Annotated in this window: 13 protein-coding genes, 1 other RNA gene and 1 pseudogene; 9 read left to right on the plus strand and 6 right to left on the minus strand. The window is 41.1% G+C overall.

The features are described from left to right. Positions 1–338 precede the first annotated feature (338 nt). The 5 genes from petA to L641_RS0105315 all read left to right on the plus strand — a co-directional run bounded on the left by petA (position 339) and on the right by L641_RS0105315 (position 4,077). Complete coding sequence (petA, locus tag L641_RS0105295) at positions 339–929, plus strand: ubiquinol-cytochrome c reductase iron-sulfur subunit (protein ID WP_010390661.1); 591 nt, start codon at positions 339–341, stop codon at positions 927–929. Continuing rightward, complete coding sequence (locus L641_RS0105300; protein WP_024601332.1) at positions 929–2,194, plus strand: cytochrome b N-terminal domain-containing protein; 1,266 nt, start codon at positions 929–931, stop codon at positions 2,192–2,194. The genes petA and L641_RS0105300 overlap by 1 nt, the downstream gene beginning before the upstream one ends. Next, positions 2,191–2,934, plus strand: coding sequence for a cytochrome c1 (locus L641_RS0105305; RefSeq protein ID WP_008110862.1), 744 nt, complete (start codon positions 2,191–2,193; stop codon positions 2,932–2,934). The genes L641_RS0105300 and L641_RS0105305 overlap by 4 nt, the downstream gene beginning before the upstream one ends. 79 nt (positions 2,935–3,013) lie before the next feature. Then, the gene (gene sspA, locus L641_RS0105310; protein WP_008110861.1) at positions 3,014–3,640 is read left to right on the plus strand and encodes a stringent starvation protein SspA; all 627 of its coding nucleotides are present in this window, start codon (positions 3,014–3,016) and stop codon (positions 3,638–3,640) included. Next, a complete protein-coding gene (locus L641_RS0105315) occupies positions 3,640–4,077 on the plus strand; it encodes a ClpXP protease specificity-enhancing factor (protein WP_024601333.1) in 438 nt (145 codons plus the stop codon). Before sspA ends, L641_RS0105315 begins: the two co-directional genes overlap by 1 nt. Before the next feature lie 1,435 nt (positions 4,078–5,512). Here L641_RS0105315 and dolP read toward each other — a convergent pair. The 4 genes from dolP to L641_RS0105335 all read right to left on the minus strand — a co-directional run bounded on the left by dolP (position 5,513) and on the right by L641_RS0105335 (position 9,077). Continuing rightward, positions 5,513–6,079, minus strand: coding sequence for a division/outer membrane stress-associated lipid-binding lipoprotein (gene dolP / locus L641_RS0105320; protein ID WP_013464043.1), 567 nt, complete (start codon positions 6,077–6,079; stop codon positions 5,513–5,515). Next, positions 6,072–6,665 (minus strand): SIS domain-containing protein, encoded by a 594-nt coding sequence (locus tag L641_RS0105325; RefSeq protein WP_013464044.1) that lies wholly within the window; start codon positions 6,663–6,665, stop codon positions 6,072–6,074. Before L641_RS0105325 ends, dolP begins: the two co-directional genes overlap by 8 nt. A gap of 150 nt (positions 6,666–6,815) precedes the next feature. Then, positions 6,816–7,187 carry a YraN family protein gene (locus L641_RS0105330; RefSeq protein WP_013464045.1) on the minus strand — a complete coding sequence of 124 codons (372 nt, stop codon included), beginning with the start codon at positions 7,185–7,187 and terminating at the stop codon, positions 6,816–6,818. 9 nt (positions 7,188–7,196) lie between these two features. Further along, complete coding sequence (locus L641_RS0105335) at positions 7,197–9,077, minus strand: penicillin-binding protein activator (RefSeq protein WP_024601334.1); 1,881 nt, start codon at positions 9,075–9,077, stop codon at positions 7,197–7,199. 60 nt (positions 9,078–9,137) lie between these two features. Between L641_RS0105335 and rsmI the strand changes: the two genes are divergently transcribed. Together rsmI and rnpB are read left to right on the plus strand one after the other, a co-directional pair. Next, positions 9,138–9,995, plus strand: coding sequence for a 16S rRNA (cytidine(1402)-2'-O)-methyltransferase (gene rsmI / locus L641_RS0105340; RefSeq protein WP_024601335.1), 858 nt, complete (start codon positions 9,138–9,140; stop codon positions 9,993–9,995). A 42-nt stretch (positions 9,996–10,037) separates the two neighbouring features. After that, an RNA gene (gene rnpB, locus L641_RS22605) (RNase P RNA component class A) lies at positions 10,038–10,403 on the plus strand. A gap of 242 nt (positions 10,404–10,645) precedes the next feature. Here rnpB and L641_RS0105345 read toward each other — a convergent pair. Continuing rightward, positions 10,646–11,749, minus strand: coding sequence for a mechanosensitive ion channel family protein (locus L641_RS0105345; protein ID WP_024601336.1), 1,104 nt, complete (start codon positions 11,747–11,749; stop codon positions 10,646–10,648). 123 nt (positions 11,750–11,872) lie between these two features. On the opposite strand from L641_RS0105345, the gene L641_RS0105350 reads away from it, so the two are divergent. After that, positions 11,873–12,820 carry a YihY/virulence factor BrkB family protein gene (locus tag L641_RS0105350; protein WP_024601337.1) on the plus strand — a complete coding sequence of 316 codons (948 nt, stop codon included), beginning with the start codon at positions 11,873–11,875 and terminating at the stop codon, positions 12,818–12,820. A 23-nt stretch (positions 12,821–12,843) separates the two neighbouring features. Here L641_RS0105350 and L641_RS0105355 read toward each other — a convergent pair. Next, positions 12,844–14,556: pseudogene (locus tag L641_RS0105355) on the minus strand (EAL domain-containing protein); the annotation flags it as partial. A 92-nt stretch (positions 14,557–14,648) separates the two neighbouring features. Between L641_RS0105355 and L641_RS0105360 the strand changes: the two are divergent. Next, positions 14,649–15,410, plus strand: a complete 762-nt coding sequence (locus L641_RS0105360; protein WP_024600859.1) for an IS5 family transposase — start codon at positions 14,649–14,651, stop codon at positions 15,408–15,410. Positions 15,411–15,440 lie beyond the last annotated feature (30 nt).

Consider the following 15,440-nt stretch of genomic DNA (forward strand, 5'->3'; position numbering starts at 1 on the left):
TTAATTGGTGAATTTTTTTGCTACAATTGGCGGGCAAATAAAGTGAATGAGTTTAATGTCGCCAAATTCAGTGGTTACTGTACTTAGTTGGTGAGATTGTACTTGTTTACAAATTGTTTTTACGGAAGCGATACTATAGTCATTTGGTTTCATACTCGAGCTAACTTAATCAACTATTTGAGCAAGTCAGGATTATTCGAGCAGGAGGCTGTGAATAACCTTGTTTTAAACAAGGGTTTTAATTATGATCGTTTCTCTTTTAAAATTCGAAAAATTAACCTGCTGTAACTGATGTTCTCAATATAGCAAGTGTTGAGAATCATAGTGGAGATAAGTGGATGAGCAATGCGCCTGTAGACAATGGCCGACGTCGCTTTTTAACCATAGCTACCTCTGTTGTTGGTGGTGTTGGTGCGGCTGGGGCTGCTGTTCCTTTTATTGCGTCTTGGAATCCAAGTGAGCGAGCTAAATCTGCGGGTGCGCCTGTAGAAGTAGATATCAGCAAACTTGAGCCAGGACAATTAATACGTGTCGAGTGGCGTGGTAAACCTGTATGGGTTGTATCACGGACCCCAAAAATGCTTGAGCAGATGAAAGAACATGAAGGTCAACTTCGTGATCCGCAATCGCAAGAGCCACAACAATTAGAATCATCAACCAATGATTTCCGTTCATTACGCCCAGAGATTTTTGTCGCTGTAGGTATTTGTACGCATTTGGGTTGTTCACCTAGCTTTTTACAAGGTGGCTTTGGTGAGAAAGTGGAAGGGACTGATGACGGTTTTTACTGTCCATGTCACGGTTCTAAGTTTGATATGGCTGGCCGTGTATTCCAATCGGTACCTGCACCATTAAATTTAGAAATTCCACCATATACTTTTCTTGATGAGACCACTATTTTAGTGGGCGAAGAACAAGGGGTGGCCTAATGTTTGGTAAAATTGTTGAGTGGATAGACGACCGTATCCCAATGACACGTGTTTGGAACATGCACATTGCACAGTATCCAGCACCAAAAAACTTTAACTTCTGGTACTTCTTCGGCTCTCTAGCTATGTTAGTACTGGTAAACCAAATACTTACAGGTATTTGGTTAACGATGAACTATGTACCATCTGCTGAAGGTGCATTCGCATCAGTAGAATACATCATGCGTGATGTAGAGTACGGTTGGTTATTACGTTATTTGCATTCAACGGGTGCATCTGCGTTTTTCATCGTTGTTTATATGCACATGTTCCGTGGCATGATCTACGGTTCTTACCAAAAACCACGTGAATTACTGTGGTTATTCGGTATGTTCATTTTCTTAGCCCTAATGGCTGAAGCATTCATGGGTTACTTATTACCATGGGGCCAAATGTCGTTCTGGGGTGCACAGGTAATCATTTCATTATTCGGGGCTATCCCGGTTATTGGTGATGATTTAACACTGTGGATCCGTGGTGACTATGTAATTTCAGGTGCAACGCTCAACCGCTTCTTTGCATTACATGTAATTGCACTGCCATTGGTTATTGTTATCTTAGTATTTTTACACATTGTTGCACTACACGAAGTGGGTTCAAACAACCCAGACGGTATTGATAACAAACGTAAAAAAGGAACTGTGGCTGAAGAAGATAAGCCTAAATTTAAGTTCCATGAATACTACACTGATAAAAAAGACATCATTGATGCGATACCGTTCCACCCTTATTACACAGTAAAAGATATTGTGGGTGTGGTTGGTTTCTTAATCTTGTTCTGTTGGGTTGTGTTCTTTATGCCTGCTATGGGTGGTTTCTTCTTAGAAGCGCCAAACTTCGAAGCAGCTAACCCACTTAAAACACCAGAGCATATTTTCCCTGTTTGGTACTTTACGCCGTTTTATGCAATCTTACGTGCGATTCCAGACAAGCTAATGGGTGTTGCAGCAATGGGTGCATCTATTGTCGTGCTAGCATTATTGCCTTGGATTGACCGTGGTTCGGTTCGTTCAGTTCGTTACCGTTGTGGTTTCCACAAATGGAACATTGCAGGCTTTGTAGTTACTTTCGTTCTTTTAGGTTGGGTTGGTGCTACACCTCAAACTGACTTTAAAACACTTGTTTCGCAAATCTGTACTGTGACTTACTTTATGTTCTTCGTACTGTTATTTGTTTACAGTAAGAATGAAAAAATTAAGCCATTGCCTGAGAGGTTAACGAAATGATGAAAAAGCTACTTATTGGTTTATTCGCTTTATCAGTAAACGTATTACCAGCAATGGCGGCAGGCCCGTCAGTTCCTCTAATGGAAGCGGGTAACGATATATCTGATCAACCTTCTTTGCAACGTGGCGCAAAGTTGTTCATGAACTACTGTCTTGGTTGTCACCAAATGCAGTATCAACGTTATGAACGTACTTTCCGCGATATTGGTATTCCAACAGAGATTGGTCAAGAGCAACTTATTTTTGATGGTTCAAAAGTAGGTAGTCATATCAATAATGCAATGAAGAAAGAAGATGCTGCAAAATGGTTTGGTGCGGCTCCGCCGGATCTAACAAATGTTGCGCGTGTGCGTGGCAGTGATTGGATTTATACCTATTTAAAATCGTTTTACAAAGATGAATCTCGTCCGTTTGGCGTAAATAATACGTTATTCCCATCGGTGGGTATGCCACATGTTCTTCAAGAGTTGCAAGGTGTTCCTACTGCAATTACTGAAGAAGTAACAGTAAATGGTAAAACAACCACTCATATTACTGGTACAGAAACAGATGGTACGGGCGAATTAAGTGTAGATGAATATGACCAAGCAGTTCGTGATTTAACGAATTTCCTAGAGTATGTAGGTGAACCTACACGTCTCGAATCGGAAGCGCTAGGTATTAAGGTACTTGGATTCTTAGTGATTCTATTTATCTTGGCATTTATGCTGAAGAAAGAATACTGGAGAGATGTTCATTAAGTTTGAACATATTTAAAGGTAATTTTGCAATAGGGGCTTAAGCCCCTATTGCTGTTTTAGTTATTTAATGGAGGTAGGCATGGCCGTAGCTGCCAATAAGCGCCCTGTAATGACCCTTTTTTCTGGTGCTAACTGTATGTATAGCCACCAAGTACGCATTGTACTTGCTGAAAAAGGTGTAAGTGTAGATATTCATATGGCTGAAAAGGATAATCTGCCAGAAGCACTTCACGAAATTAACCCTTACGGCACAGTGCCAACACTGATTGACCGTGAGCTTGGTTTATATCAGGCAAACATCATCATGGAATACCTTGATGAACGTTTTCCTCATCCTCCACTAATGCCTGTATACCCGGTCATGCGTGGTCGTAGTCGTTTAATGATGCACCGTATTGATACTGATTGGTACAGCCTAGCTGAAAAAATCATTAACAACACGTCTGATGCGGCGCAAGCGCGTAAAGAGCTGACAGAAGCATTACTTGCAATAGCACCGATCTTTAGTGAAGCGCCTTACTTTATGAGTGAAGAGTTTAGCTTGGTTGATTGTTACTTAGCTCCACTATTATGGCGTTTACCTGAGTTTGGTATTGAGCTAAATGGTGCAGGCTCTAAAGAACTTAAAGAGTATATGATCCGTTTATTTGAACGTGAATCATTCCAAGCTTCTTTAACTGAAGCAGAGCGTGAGATCCGTTTATAATGACTTCTAACCGTCCTTATTTACTTCGCGCTTTTTTTGATTGGATTGTTGATAACGAATGCACGCCACACTTAGTGGTTAATGCTGACTTTCCTGCAGTGCAAGTGCCAACACAGTTTGTTCAAGATGGCCAAATTGTATTGAACATAAGCCCTTCGGCGGTTACGCAGTTTTCGTTAGATAATACTCAGCTTAGCTTTAACGCGCGCTTTGGCGGCCAGCCGATGCAAGTGTACGTGCCTTTAGGGGCTGTACTTGCAATATATGCACGTGAAAATGGCGAAGGCACAGTCTTTACTGCAGATGAGTTTTTAGAGGACGAAGACGATTTTGCTCCAGAGCTTGAAAGTGTCGATTCATCACCTGAACTAGTTGATGAAACACCTGATCCTAAGCCTGAAAAGAAAAAAGGCTCACATTTACGCGTTATAAAATAACCCGTAAATGTTAGATAAAAACCGCTTAATAAGCGGTTTTTTTATACCTGTATGAAAATATTAGGTTAAAGGTTAAAAAGGCTCACGAGCGACGAGCTGCGAGAAGCGAGCAACGGGCCTAGAGACTCGAATTAATTAGTTGGGCTAATGGTTGTTGTTTTCTCATTTACTGCTCATTCACTTCTCTTTGTGCAAAAAGATCTTGAAGAGATTCTATTTACCACAGAGGGTGCAGAGCACACAGAGAAAATGATTAAAAACATGTTTTATTTGCTTTGTCTTCTCTGTGTAGCGCGAAGCACCTCGGTGTTCTCTGTGGTAAGAAATGTTTTGTAGGCGGGGCTTTATGCCGCGCAGGTGGCTTTAGGTAATAAATTTATTCACAAAGAGGTAAGAGGCGCTGTGCTTTTAGATCTAGTGAAAAAACAATTAATCACTCGGGCTAATGGTTGTTGTGTTCTCATTTACTCCTCATTCACTTCTCTTTGTGTAAAAAGATTTTAAAGAGATTTTATTCACCACAGAGGGGGCAGAGCACACAGAGAAAATGATTAAAGGCATGTTTTATTTGTCCTGTCTTCTCTGTGTAGCGCGAAGCGTCTCTGTGTACTCTGTGGTAAGAAATGTTTTGTAGGCGTGGCTTTATGCCGCGCAGGTGGCTTTAGGTAATAAATTTATTCACAAAGAGGTAAGAGGCGCTGCGCTTTTAGATCTAGTGAAAAAAACAATTAATCACTCGGGCTCATGGTTATTGTTTTCTCATTTACTCCTCATTCACTTCTCTTTGTGCAAAAAGATCTTAAAGAGATTTTATTCACCACAGAGGGGGCAGAGCACACAGAGGAAATGATTAAAGAAATGTTTTATTTGTCCTGTCTTCTCTGTGTAGCGCGAAGCGCCTCGGTGTTCTCTGTGGTAAAAATGTTTTTTAAGTGGGGCTTACGCCGTGCAAGTTTGATTTAAGTTCACGGGCGACGGGCGACGGGCGACGGGCTGCGAGAAGCGGGTTAAGATTGACTGGTGTAGCAGCGGATTTTTAGTGATTCTATTTATCACAGAGGGTGCAGAGCACACAGAGAAAATGATTAAATACATGTTTTATTTGCTTTTTTTCTCTGTGTAGCGCGAAGCGCCTCAGTGTACTCTGTGGTTCAAAATGGTTTTGTAGGCGGGGCTTTATGCCGCGCAGATTTGGTTTAAAGTTCACGGGCGACGGGCGACGGGCGACGGGCAGCGGCTAAGGCTGCGAGAAGCGGGTTAAGCTTGGATGATGTAGCAGCGGATTGATTCTGCGTTTATTAGTGATAATGCGCGAGGTAAACTCTCGCCTACAGATATAAAAAAACCTTGCGATGTTAACCGCAAGGTTTTTAAATTTCTCGAACCTCGAACCTCGAACCTCGAACCTCGAACCTCGAACCTCGAACCTTATTCTTTACAAATACTCAAACACTTTAATAACACGCTCTACGCCAGAGATATTACGGGCAATATTAACGGCTTGGTTTGCTTCAGCGTCAGATACTAGCCCCATTAAGTATACTTCGGCATTTTCAGTCACTACTTTTATATTATTACTGCTGATGTTTTCAGCCGCTAAAAGCTGCGCTTTTACTTTTGAGGTTAACCATGAGTCGTGAGTTTGCGTGGTGATACCAATATTAGAGCCAATGCGTAGTTGGTTGTGAATTTTACGAATGCCAGATAGGTTCTCAATGGTTTTAAACGCTTGGTTTTTCATTTCTTGGTTAGGAACTTGCCCTACCATTAAAACCACGCCATTAACGCTTATAACGCTGATATGAGCAAACTTATTAAGACGTTCATCTTCACTAATAGCAATGCTGGCTTTTATTTCAATGTTGTTGTCGTCTATTTGCGAGCCAATGGTTCGTCTATCGTTTGCTGCAGTAACAGCACTGGCTGTGCCGGCCACTACAGCAGCAGCACAACCTTGTAATAACACAACGGTGCCTAAAATAATCAGGGAGCGTTTAAACATAATTTTCATCCTGCGGGAAAAGAGTTAAATCTACCAATTCACTTAAACAGTGAAGGTTAACTAAATGCGATTCAATAATGCGACTAGGGCGTTTAGACGGTGTACGTATTTCTACATCGTTGTGCCCAAGTAAGCCAACGAGTTCGCCGCCATCATCACCTACCATTACTATGACCTTCATATCTTTGGTTAGTGCCGCTTCTACTGCAGAAATTATATGTTTTTCATTGCCATTAATTGCTAATGCAAGGAGCAAATCACCTTGCTGAGCAAAGGCACGTACTTGGCGTGCAAAGGTATCGTGGTCATCTATTTGATGGCCTTGACCTAGGTTAATATTTTCTTGCGAAAGGGCGATTGCAGGTAAGCAAGGGCGCTCTGTTTCGTAAAAGTTTACTAATACGCCAGCCATGTGTTGTGCCAGCATATGGCAATTTGCTGTGCCGCAACATATCAGTTTATTACCATTGATCAGGCTTTGTGCAATGGTGAATGCCGCTGATTCCAATGCGCTAGGAAGTACTTCACCTGCTGCAATTTGAACTTGAATACTTTCTTTAAAAATTTCTTTTATTGTGTCTTGCATGGATTACCAACAATTAATATCTAATTCTGTGTGAGCTCACACCCGCTTTATTAAGGATGATTATTTTTAGAAGCAGCTTGTTAATTTTTAACTACGCATTATGCATTTAGCTGTTGTAATAATTGCTCACTCATTTGTATGTGCTCGGTATTAAAATACGTTTTTTAGCCAGTTTATGTGTAGTGATGGCTCGCCTGTTATAGCAACATAATCAATACGTAATGGCTGATTTTTTAAATTTTTAGCCGCGAGGTAATGATAAATAGCTCGTCTTAATTTTGCTTGCTTTTGCGGGCTTAAAGCATAATTAGCGCCGCCTTTTATATTATTTTTACGAAACTTAACCTCAACAAACACTAAGGTGTCACCGTCTTTCATAATGACATCAAGTTCGCCATAGGGGCAGTAGTAATTACGCTCAATCGCTTTTAAGCCTTGTGCTTCTAAATACTTTTGCGCTTGGCGCTCATAATACTGGCCTTTTTCACGACTATTTTGCCACAGCTGTTTAAACCACGACATGTCGACCCCTTAGTTAATTATGGTTATGCCATCATTAGCTGATTGCATAAATAGCGGTACAGGGCGTTGTGTTTTTAACTCCACCGGTTTTATTCGACGGTTGCTGTAATGAGCCCATTGCAGTGAACGTTCAATATCACCGGCACTATTAATCGACAATTTACCGCTCAACCCTGAAAAGTATTTATCGGGTGTAACACTCAATTGTCTAATATCGTTAAGCATGGTGACGGAATCATAAGCCATCGCAAATAAACGTTGGCTTATATCGGCTTGTTCAGGCCATAAATCATTGTATTGCTGACGCAGATTATGTTGCTTAATTTGTGAGTCTAACATCCAAGGCAGTTCAGTAAAGTAGAGTCCGTCTAAATCACCTTTGTCAGTGGTATCTATTTGCTTACTGTGGCTTTTAGAGCTGGCGTAAATAGGAATTCTATCGGCAAAGGTACTCACATTAACATCAAGGTAAGGCTTAATTAATCGGGTTTCAATGGCGTCGCCGAGTATGTAAATGGCATCAATATCTCCACGTGAGCGTGTTTCGCTTTCAACTTCTTTATTAAAAAGTGCTTTAACAGATTTAATGCGCTCTTTTGACTTATCAACTTCTAACAAGCTAGTAATCGTATTGGGCATATCTTTGTTATCGTTATAAAAACCAACTTGCGTGGTTGTTTCACTATAGCGTTGCCACTGCAGATTAAAGTAGTCAACTAAGCGCTGGCCATTGGTATTATTTGGCGCTAGCAACATCGGCTTTTGATAACCCTGTGCTAAAAAGTGCTCTAGCGTTTGCTGTACTTCATGTTCAGGATTAAGCGCAAAAAAGTAATGTTGCAGCGAGGTTCTTTCGCCATCAAAGGTATTTAAATGTAAGGTGGGTATATCGAGTAATGTATTGGTATTAGCGAGCTTATCTATATTGGCTTTTAATAGTGGGCCAATAACAAAGTCAGGCTGTAACTGAGAAATTTGTGTGCTCAACGCTTCTGTTTCAGTGTTTTCATCTATAAACAGTGTTTCGTTGATCTCTTTTTTATCAAGCGCTGCCAATATACCGGCTTTTAAGGCATCCCCAAGGCGCTTATTAGCACCTGACTGAGGTAGTAAAACAACCAAACGCTCAATATTAATTGGCGCTAATTCATTAGCATACGTTTCTTGTTTTGGCAGTACATTGTTACCAGGATGCCCCAGGTAACGGCGGCGCCAATTATTAATGGCTTGGTCTAAATCAACCGAGCTGTTGGCGTAAACTTGATGATACAAAGCTAAGTTAACCCAACCTTGTTGGATCACAGAACCACGGTTAAATCGTTCTAATGCGTAAGATGAGAGTTGCTTTAAATTTTTCCAAAGTGCATCACTAAGCTGAGGAATTGAAATAGTGTTTTTAGTTGCAGATTCTGACGCCGCAAAAAAATAGGGTGCAGCACGTTTTGGCAAGTTTTGAGAAGCAAAAATGCTGGCAGTTAAAAATTGGTGCCAGGCAAAATGTTCGGGTTGCTTGAGTTGTCCCTCAAGTGAGTTTAAAACTTCAAGTGCTTGCTGGTTTTTATTCTGCTCTTTTTGTGCAAAGGCAATATATAAACGGTTTTGAATTTGATCAACACTGGCAGTAAGTGCAAGTTCGCTACATATTGTTTCGAGTAGCGGCCAGTTTTCTTCAGTAATGGCGCTATCACGGGCACTATAAAGCAGTTGAATTTTATCTGCACCAAAACGGTTTTGCGCTAATTGATAAATCGATTGCGCGTTCAGTGCTTCATTTTTCAGCGTATTGGCACTGCTATTTAAGTTATCGCTGGTTTTAGTTGGTTTTTCGGTTGTGCTACACGCCGATAACCCTGACAATATAATTAATAGACTAACTAGTTTAAGTCGCACAATGATTTCCCATACGTTAACGCGATTTGCTTATATTACTGACTGACGCAGGAGACCTCAATGTTAAATGAGGAGAATTCACAGAAAATTGGCACTCTTTACGTTGTTGCCACCCCAATCGGCAATTATGACGACTTAAGTCAGCGTGCAATCGCGACATTATCGCAGGTTGACTTAATCGCTGCTGAAGACACTCGCCATACTGGCAAGCTACTCAGCCACTTTGGTATTAAGGCTAAAACCTTTGCGTTACATGACCATAATGAAAAGCAAAAAGCGCAGCAAATTATCGACCAACTTAATCAAGGGTTAAATATTGCATTAGTATCCGATGCCGGCACGCCGCTTATAAGCGATCCTGGTTATGCCGTTGTTAATTTATGCCGTGAGCAGGGCGCACTTGTCACACCTGTACCTGGTGCATGCGCTGCTATTACGGCGGTATGTTGTTCAGGGCTGCCAACCGACCGTTTTCAGTTTGTTGGCTTTACGCCCGCTAAAAGTAAAGCGCGCCAAGACTTTTTTATTGATGCAGTTAACTCAAGCATCACCAGCATTATGTATGAAAGTACCCACCGTATTATGGCAAGCTTAGACGATTTAGAAGCAGCGCTAGGTAGTGAGCAGCAAGTGGTATTTGCCAAAGAGCTCACTAAAACATTTGAAACCTTTTTTAATGGCACAGTGACTGAGTTAAAGCAGTTTTTAACTGACGATCCTACTAAACAGCGCGGTGAAATAGTACTCATGCTGCCGGGTAAACCTAAGGTAGTTGACGATATTCCACCAGAAGCTCGTAAAATGTTAGCGTTACTCGAAAACGAAATGCCAATGAAAAAAGCCTGTGGTGTAGTAGCCGATTACTTCGGTATGAAGAAAAACGCGCTTTATAAAACAATTATTGAAGAAAAACAGTAAATGTTTACTGCGTAGTGTGGTGCTCTCATGTATACTGCGCGCCGAGTTAGCCAAGATAATCGCTGCCTGCAACGAAAATGCGCAGGGGGAGGAAAGTCCGGGCTCCACAGGGCAGAGTGCCAGTTAACGGCTGGGGGGCGTGAGCCCACGACAAGTGCAGCAGAGAGAAGACCGCCAATCTTCGGATTGGTAAGGGTGAAAGGGTGCGGTAAGAGCGCACCGGGCCGCTAGTAATAGTCGGTTGCAAGGTAAACTCCACTCGGAGCAAGACCAAATAGGGTTCCTTATGGCGTGGCCCACGTTGGAACCGGGTAGGTTGCTTGAGCCATAGAGCGATTTATGGCCTAGACGAATGATTATCACTTTCTTCGGAAAGGACAGAACCCGGCTTACCGGCTAACTCACTCATTCAATAAAAAAGCCCGCAGTTAACGCTGCGGGCTTTTTTGTGTTTGGAATAAGCTGTCAGGTTGCGGGCTTAAAACCTAAACTCGACGCGAGACTAACTATCGCCTTCAGGCATAAAAAACCTTGTAATGTTAACCGCAAAGCTTTTAAATTTCTCGAACCTCGAACCTCGAACCTCGAACCTCGAACCTCGAACCTCGAACCTCGAACCTCGAACCTCGAACCTCGAACCTCGAACCTCTCTATATAATATTTTTTCCCTGCTCCGGATCGCGTGATTCATCGGCTTGCTCGCGAATATCATCCGTATCACTACTTACATCATCAATACTGTGTTCATGCTCTGTGGTTTTATGTTTTTGAATATGTGATTGCTCGTTAATTTCTTCTGTTGTCTCTGTTTTAGCTTCGCTTGCTATGGGATAAATATCTTCACCTTGGCTATTGAGCAATATACGCTCTCTGGCATTGTCAGGCATGCTTATATTATGTTGCGTAAAACTATTGATTAACTCTCGCATAAGCTGTGAGGCTACTTTTACCATGCTGTATTGTTCGCCATTGACCCAAAAGTAAACGGTAAAGTTAATAGTGGCGGAGCCTAAGTTATCAACCAATACTTGAGGAGGTGGATCGCTAAGCACAGAGTTTTGCTGCGATATTATGCTAATTGCCAAACTTTGTGCGTCGCGAATGTCATTATCGTAGCCAATACCAATTGAGAAATGACCGCGCATCTTTGGATTAGCGGTTAAGTTTTTAATGGTATTTTTATACACAGTCGCATTGGGTATTTGAATATGATTGCCATCGTAGTCAACTAAAGTGGTTGCTCTTGCAGTTACTTTTTTAACAATACCAATTCTGCCATCAACTTCTATTACATCATCTATTTTAAATGGACGCTGTACACTTAAAAGTAAACTGGCAATAAAGTTCTCAGCAATATCCCGAAAGGCAAAGCCTAAAATAAGCCCAATTAATCCGGTGCCACTCATAATTGCGACCGCGAATTCGGTGAGTCCTGCCAAGCGTAAAAATAGATAAAACCCGAGTAAAATAATTAAGGTGCTAATACCTCGCCTAGCAACTAGATGTACTAATTTACTCTTGGTCATGTAAGTAACAGGCTTTATTAACAAGCGTGATAATGGTGTGGCAATTAAATAACTAATCACCAAAATAACAATCCCTAATAATAAAGTGGGCAGTAATTGCATGAATGTGTGTAGTAATTGCACGCTTTGATCTTTTAAAAAGCTCCAGGAAATAGAGTTTGGCTTAACGGTGTCGATTGCTGGAATTGATGTGTTATTAGCGAGTGTTGCAATTAAAGCACTGAGCATAAAGGTCATCCGTGTTAGGTCGAAGTAATTAGGGTCTGTGTTATACAATAGCAGCAAGTTTAATACCAAGCAGTATTTGTTTGGCAAACATTTTGCTACTTAATTAGAAAAAGGGAGTTAACTATGAGTGACTTTAAGCGTGGCCAAAGAGCCAAGCAGCCTAACCATATCCCTCTGCGTGGCTGGTGGGATATTGCAAAGCGAATTATAAAACAAATGAGCCGTGATAATTTATCCTTGGTGGCAGCAGGCGTGGCCTTTTATGCACTTCTTGCTATTTTTCCTGCCATTGCGGCGTTGGTGTCTGTGTATGCTTATTTTGCTTCACCGAACGATATTAGTGTGTATTTAAGTCAGTTTATGGCGTTATTACCACAAAGCACTCAAGAAATTATTTTATCTCAAGTTTCAAGTCTTGCGCAAAAGTCACAAACTAGTTTAAGCCTTAGTGCGCTGGGTACTTTACTGTTAACTATCTGGAGTAGCTCTAAGGGCAGCCAAGCGTTGATCACAGCATGTAATATTAGTTATCACGAATACGAAAAACGCTCATTCTTAAAGGCGCAACTTGTGCGTTTGTTATTTTCAGTGGGTGCAATTGTGGTGGCTGTAATAGCACTGGTAATTATAGGTATATTACCGCTAGCGCTTAATTTACTCGGAATTAAAGAGAGTATTGATTTTTTAATCATGCTTATATCATGGCCGTTGCTGGCATTGACCTTTAACTTTGCATTATTAATTTTATACCGTTATGCGCCTCACAGAAAAGCAGCTAAATGGCGCTGGGTTACCGTGGGCTCATTCACCGCCACCGTATTATGGATTGTGGCATCTTTTGGCTTTTCATTTTATGTATCTCATTTTGCTAGTTACAACGAAACATATGGCTCTTTAGGTGGAGTGGTTATTATGCTTATGTGGCTATTTATTAGCGCTTATATCATTATTTTGGGAGCCACAATCAATGCTGCGTTAGAGCAGCAAACCGCTCAAGACAGCACCATTGGACCAGATAAAAAAAGAGGGCAGCGAGGTGCGTATGTAGCAGACCACCTCGACGCAAAATAACCAGTATTAGGGCTAAATGACTTTTATTTCAAACTAATTACTTGATTTGTTGTTATCAGCTGCATAAACGAGGCTTTGTGCAGCGGCTTTGAAAACAAATAGCCTTGGCCATAATCACAACCGGCCTCAAGTAATAAATCCATTTGTAATTTTGTTTCTATGCCTTCGGCAATCACTTTTAAACCAAGCTGATGAGCCATCATGATAATTGCTTCACACAAAGCCAGCTCTTGACTGCCTTTTTGAATATTATCAACAAAGCGTTTATCTATTTTTAGGTAGTCGGTATCCATTTCTTGCAAGTAAGCAAGCGATGAATAACCGGTGCCAAAGTCATCAAGGGCCAATTGCATCCCTGACTTAACCAAGGCTTTCAAACGACTTTGGGTAAGTTCTTCAGGGTTAACCATTAAGCCTTCAGTAATTTCGGCCACAATCGCTGAGGCTGGTATATTTGCCGTTGCTAGCATATCGTACCATTCGTCTATGCCGCTATCGACGGTTGCCAATTGCACTGGTGAAACGTTAATGCTTATTTGAAATTCATCTTGAATGTGTTTTTTAATATCATTAAGTGTTTGTAGTGCCTCAGCAAATACAAATTGACCCAGCGCATTTATTTGTCTGGTTTCTTCAGCAAGAGGAATAAAGTCAGCAGGGCTGATCAGGCCTTTTTCTGGGTGTTGCCAACGAATAAGTCCCTCAGCTTTATGAACGTGTAAATCATTAAGGGATACAATAGGCTGATAATATAACTCAAATTGTTCTAGCTCTATAGCTGAGCGAAGCTCTTTGAGTAGTTGCATTCTTGCGTTTGCATCTTCACGCATATCATGTGAGAAAAATTCAAAGCCATTGCGACCGCTATTTTTTGCTTTATACATAGCTTGGTCAGCGGCTTTAAGTAATTGCTCTGGATTTTGGCCATCATCTGGCGCGCAGGCAATACCAATACTGGCACTGATATACACTTTTTCATCTTCAATAAAAATAGTGGAGGCAAGGCTAAGCAAAAGTGATTTTGCCATTTGCTTTATATTATCGCTGCCATGTAAATCACTAAATACAACAACAAACTCGTCTCCGCCAATTCGTGCTACAAAGTCAGCCTCTTTGGCCGTTTGCACAATTCGCTCAGATACTAACTTAAGTAATCTATCGCCGTAATGGTGGCCCAATGTGTCGTTAATATCTTTAAAATGATCAATATCTAATAGCATAATGACCAGTTTTTGATCTGCATTGGTAAGGTTTGCGAATCGTAGGTTTAAGCGCTCTTTTAGTTCTAATCGATTAGGCAAGTCGGTTAAATGATCAAAGTGCGCTTGTCGCCAAATTAATTCATCTGCTTGTTTTTTCTCGGTTAGGTCGGTAAAAATAGCAATACGACTAGTCGGGGCTTTATTTTTATCGTAAATAGTATCGATGGTTAACCATTCAACATACAGCTCGCCATTTTTACGACGATTGGTTATTTCACCTTGCCAGCGGCCAGTTTTATTTATTGACTGCCACATGTAATCATAAAACTCTTTATCGTGTTTACCCGATGATAAAATACCAATAGTTTGATTGAGTACTTCTTTTCGAGAATACAAAGTTGTTTCACAAAACGCAGGATTCACATCATAAATAACCCCATTTTCATCCGTGATTGCCATGCCTTCACTGCTGTTGTTGTAAACTAATGACGCTAAATGCAACGATTCTTGATTTTGCTTTCGTTGCGTGATGTTACTAGGGCGTGTTGATCTTTGTGGTATGAAAAACAAACAGCATGAAGATAAGGTATAATTGAATTCGCCAGAAAACTTTACACCGAACCTACATGCCAAGATTAATGCTAACAGACGGGACATGGAATGTCTTATCAAAAGTAATGTACTTAAGTGGTCGAATTTATAATAAGCCCGACCATAGAAAAACGCTCGAAGGCATACTGTATAAGATGCGCACAGGTATTCCATGGCGAGATTTACCTTCTGATTTTGGCCGTTGGAGTGCTATCTACAGACGGTTTAATTTATGGTCCAAAAAAGGGATTTTGAATGAACTGTTTCGCGCATTATCTCGTGATGCGGACATGGATTGGGTCTTCATTGATGGCAGTATTGTCAGGGCTCATCAACATAGTTGCGGTGCAAGAACTGCTGACAATGAATCAATTGGAAAGAGCCGAGGTGGAAATTCTACGAAAATTCATCTTGCAGTCGATAGCGGAGGGTTGCCTGTTTATTATGAATTATCCTGTGGAAATACGCATGATATCGTCCATGCAGAGTCACTCGTAGCTAATTGCCCAACAAGTAATATGGTTGTCGCAGATAAAGGCTACGACAGTGAAAAACTGAGAGCGTTTGTTCGTGATAATAACGCTACACCCGTTATTCCACGTAAGGGCAACAGTTTAGTAGGCAATGAAGATATTGACTGGTGCATGTATAAATATCGGCACTTGGTTGAGAATGCATTTGGCCGTATTAAGCAATATAGAGGGATAGCCACGCGGTATGAAAAGCTTGAACGAAATTATCATTCAATGCTCGCTTTAGCATTTACTATGATGTGGCTACCAATGTGGGCTGATTGATATATGTACTACAAAGATCAACAGCCCCTA

This window comes from Pseudoalteromonas sp. TB41, assembly GCF_000497975.1.
GTDB lineage: Bacteria > Pseudomonadota > Gammaproteobacteria > Enterobacterales > Alteromonadaceae > Pseudoalteromonas > Pseudoalteromonas tetraodonis.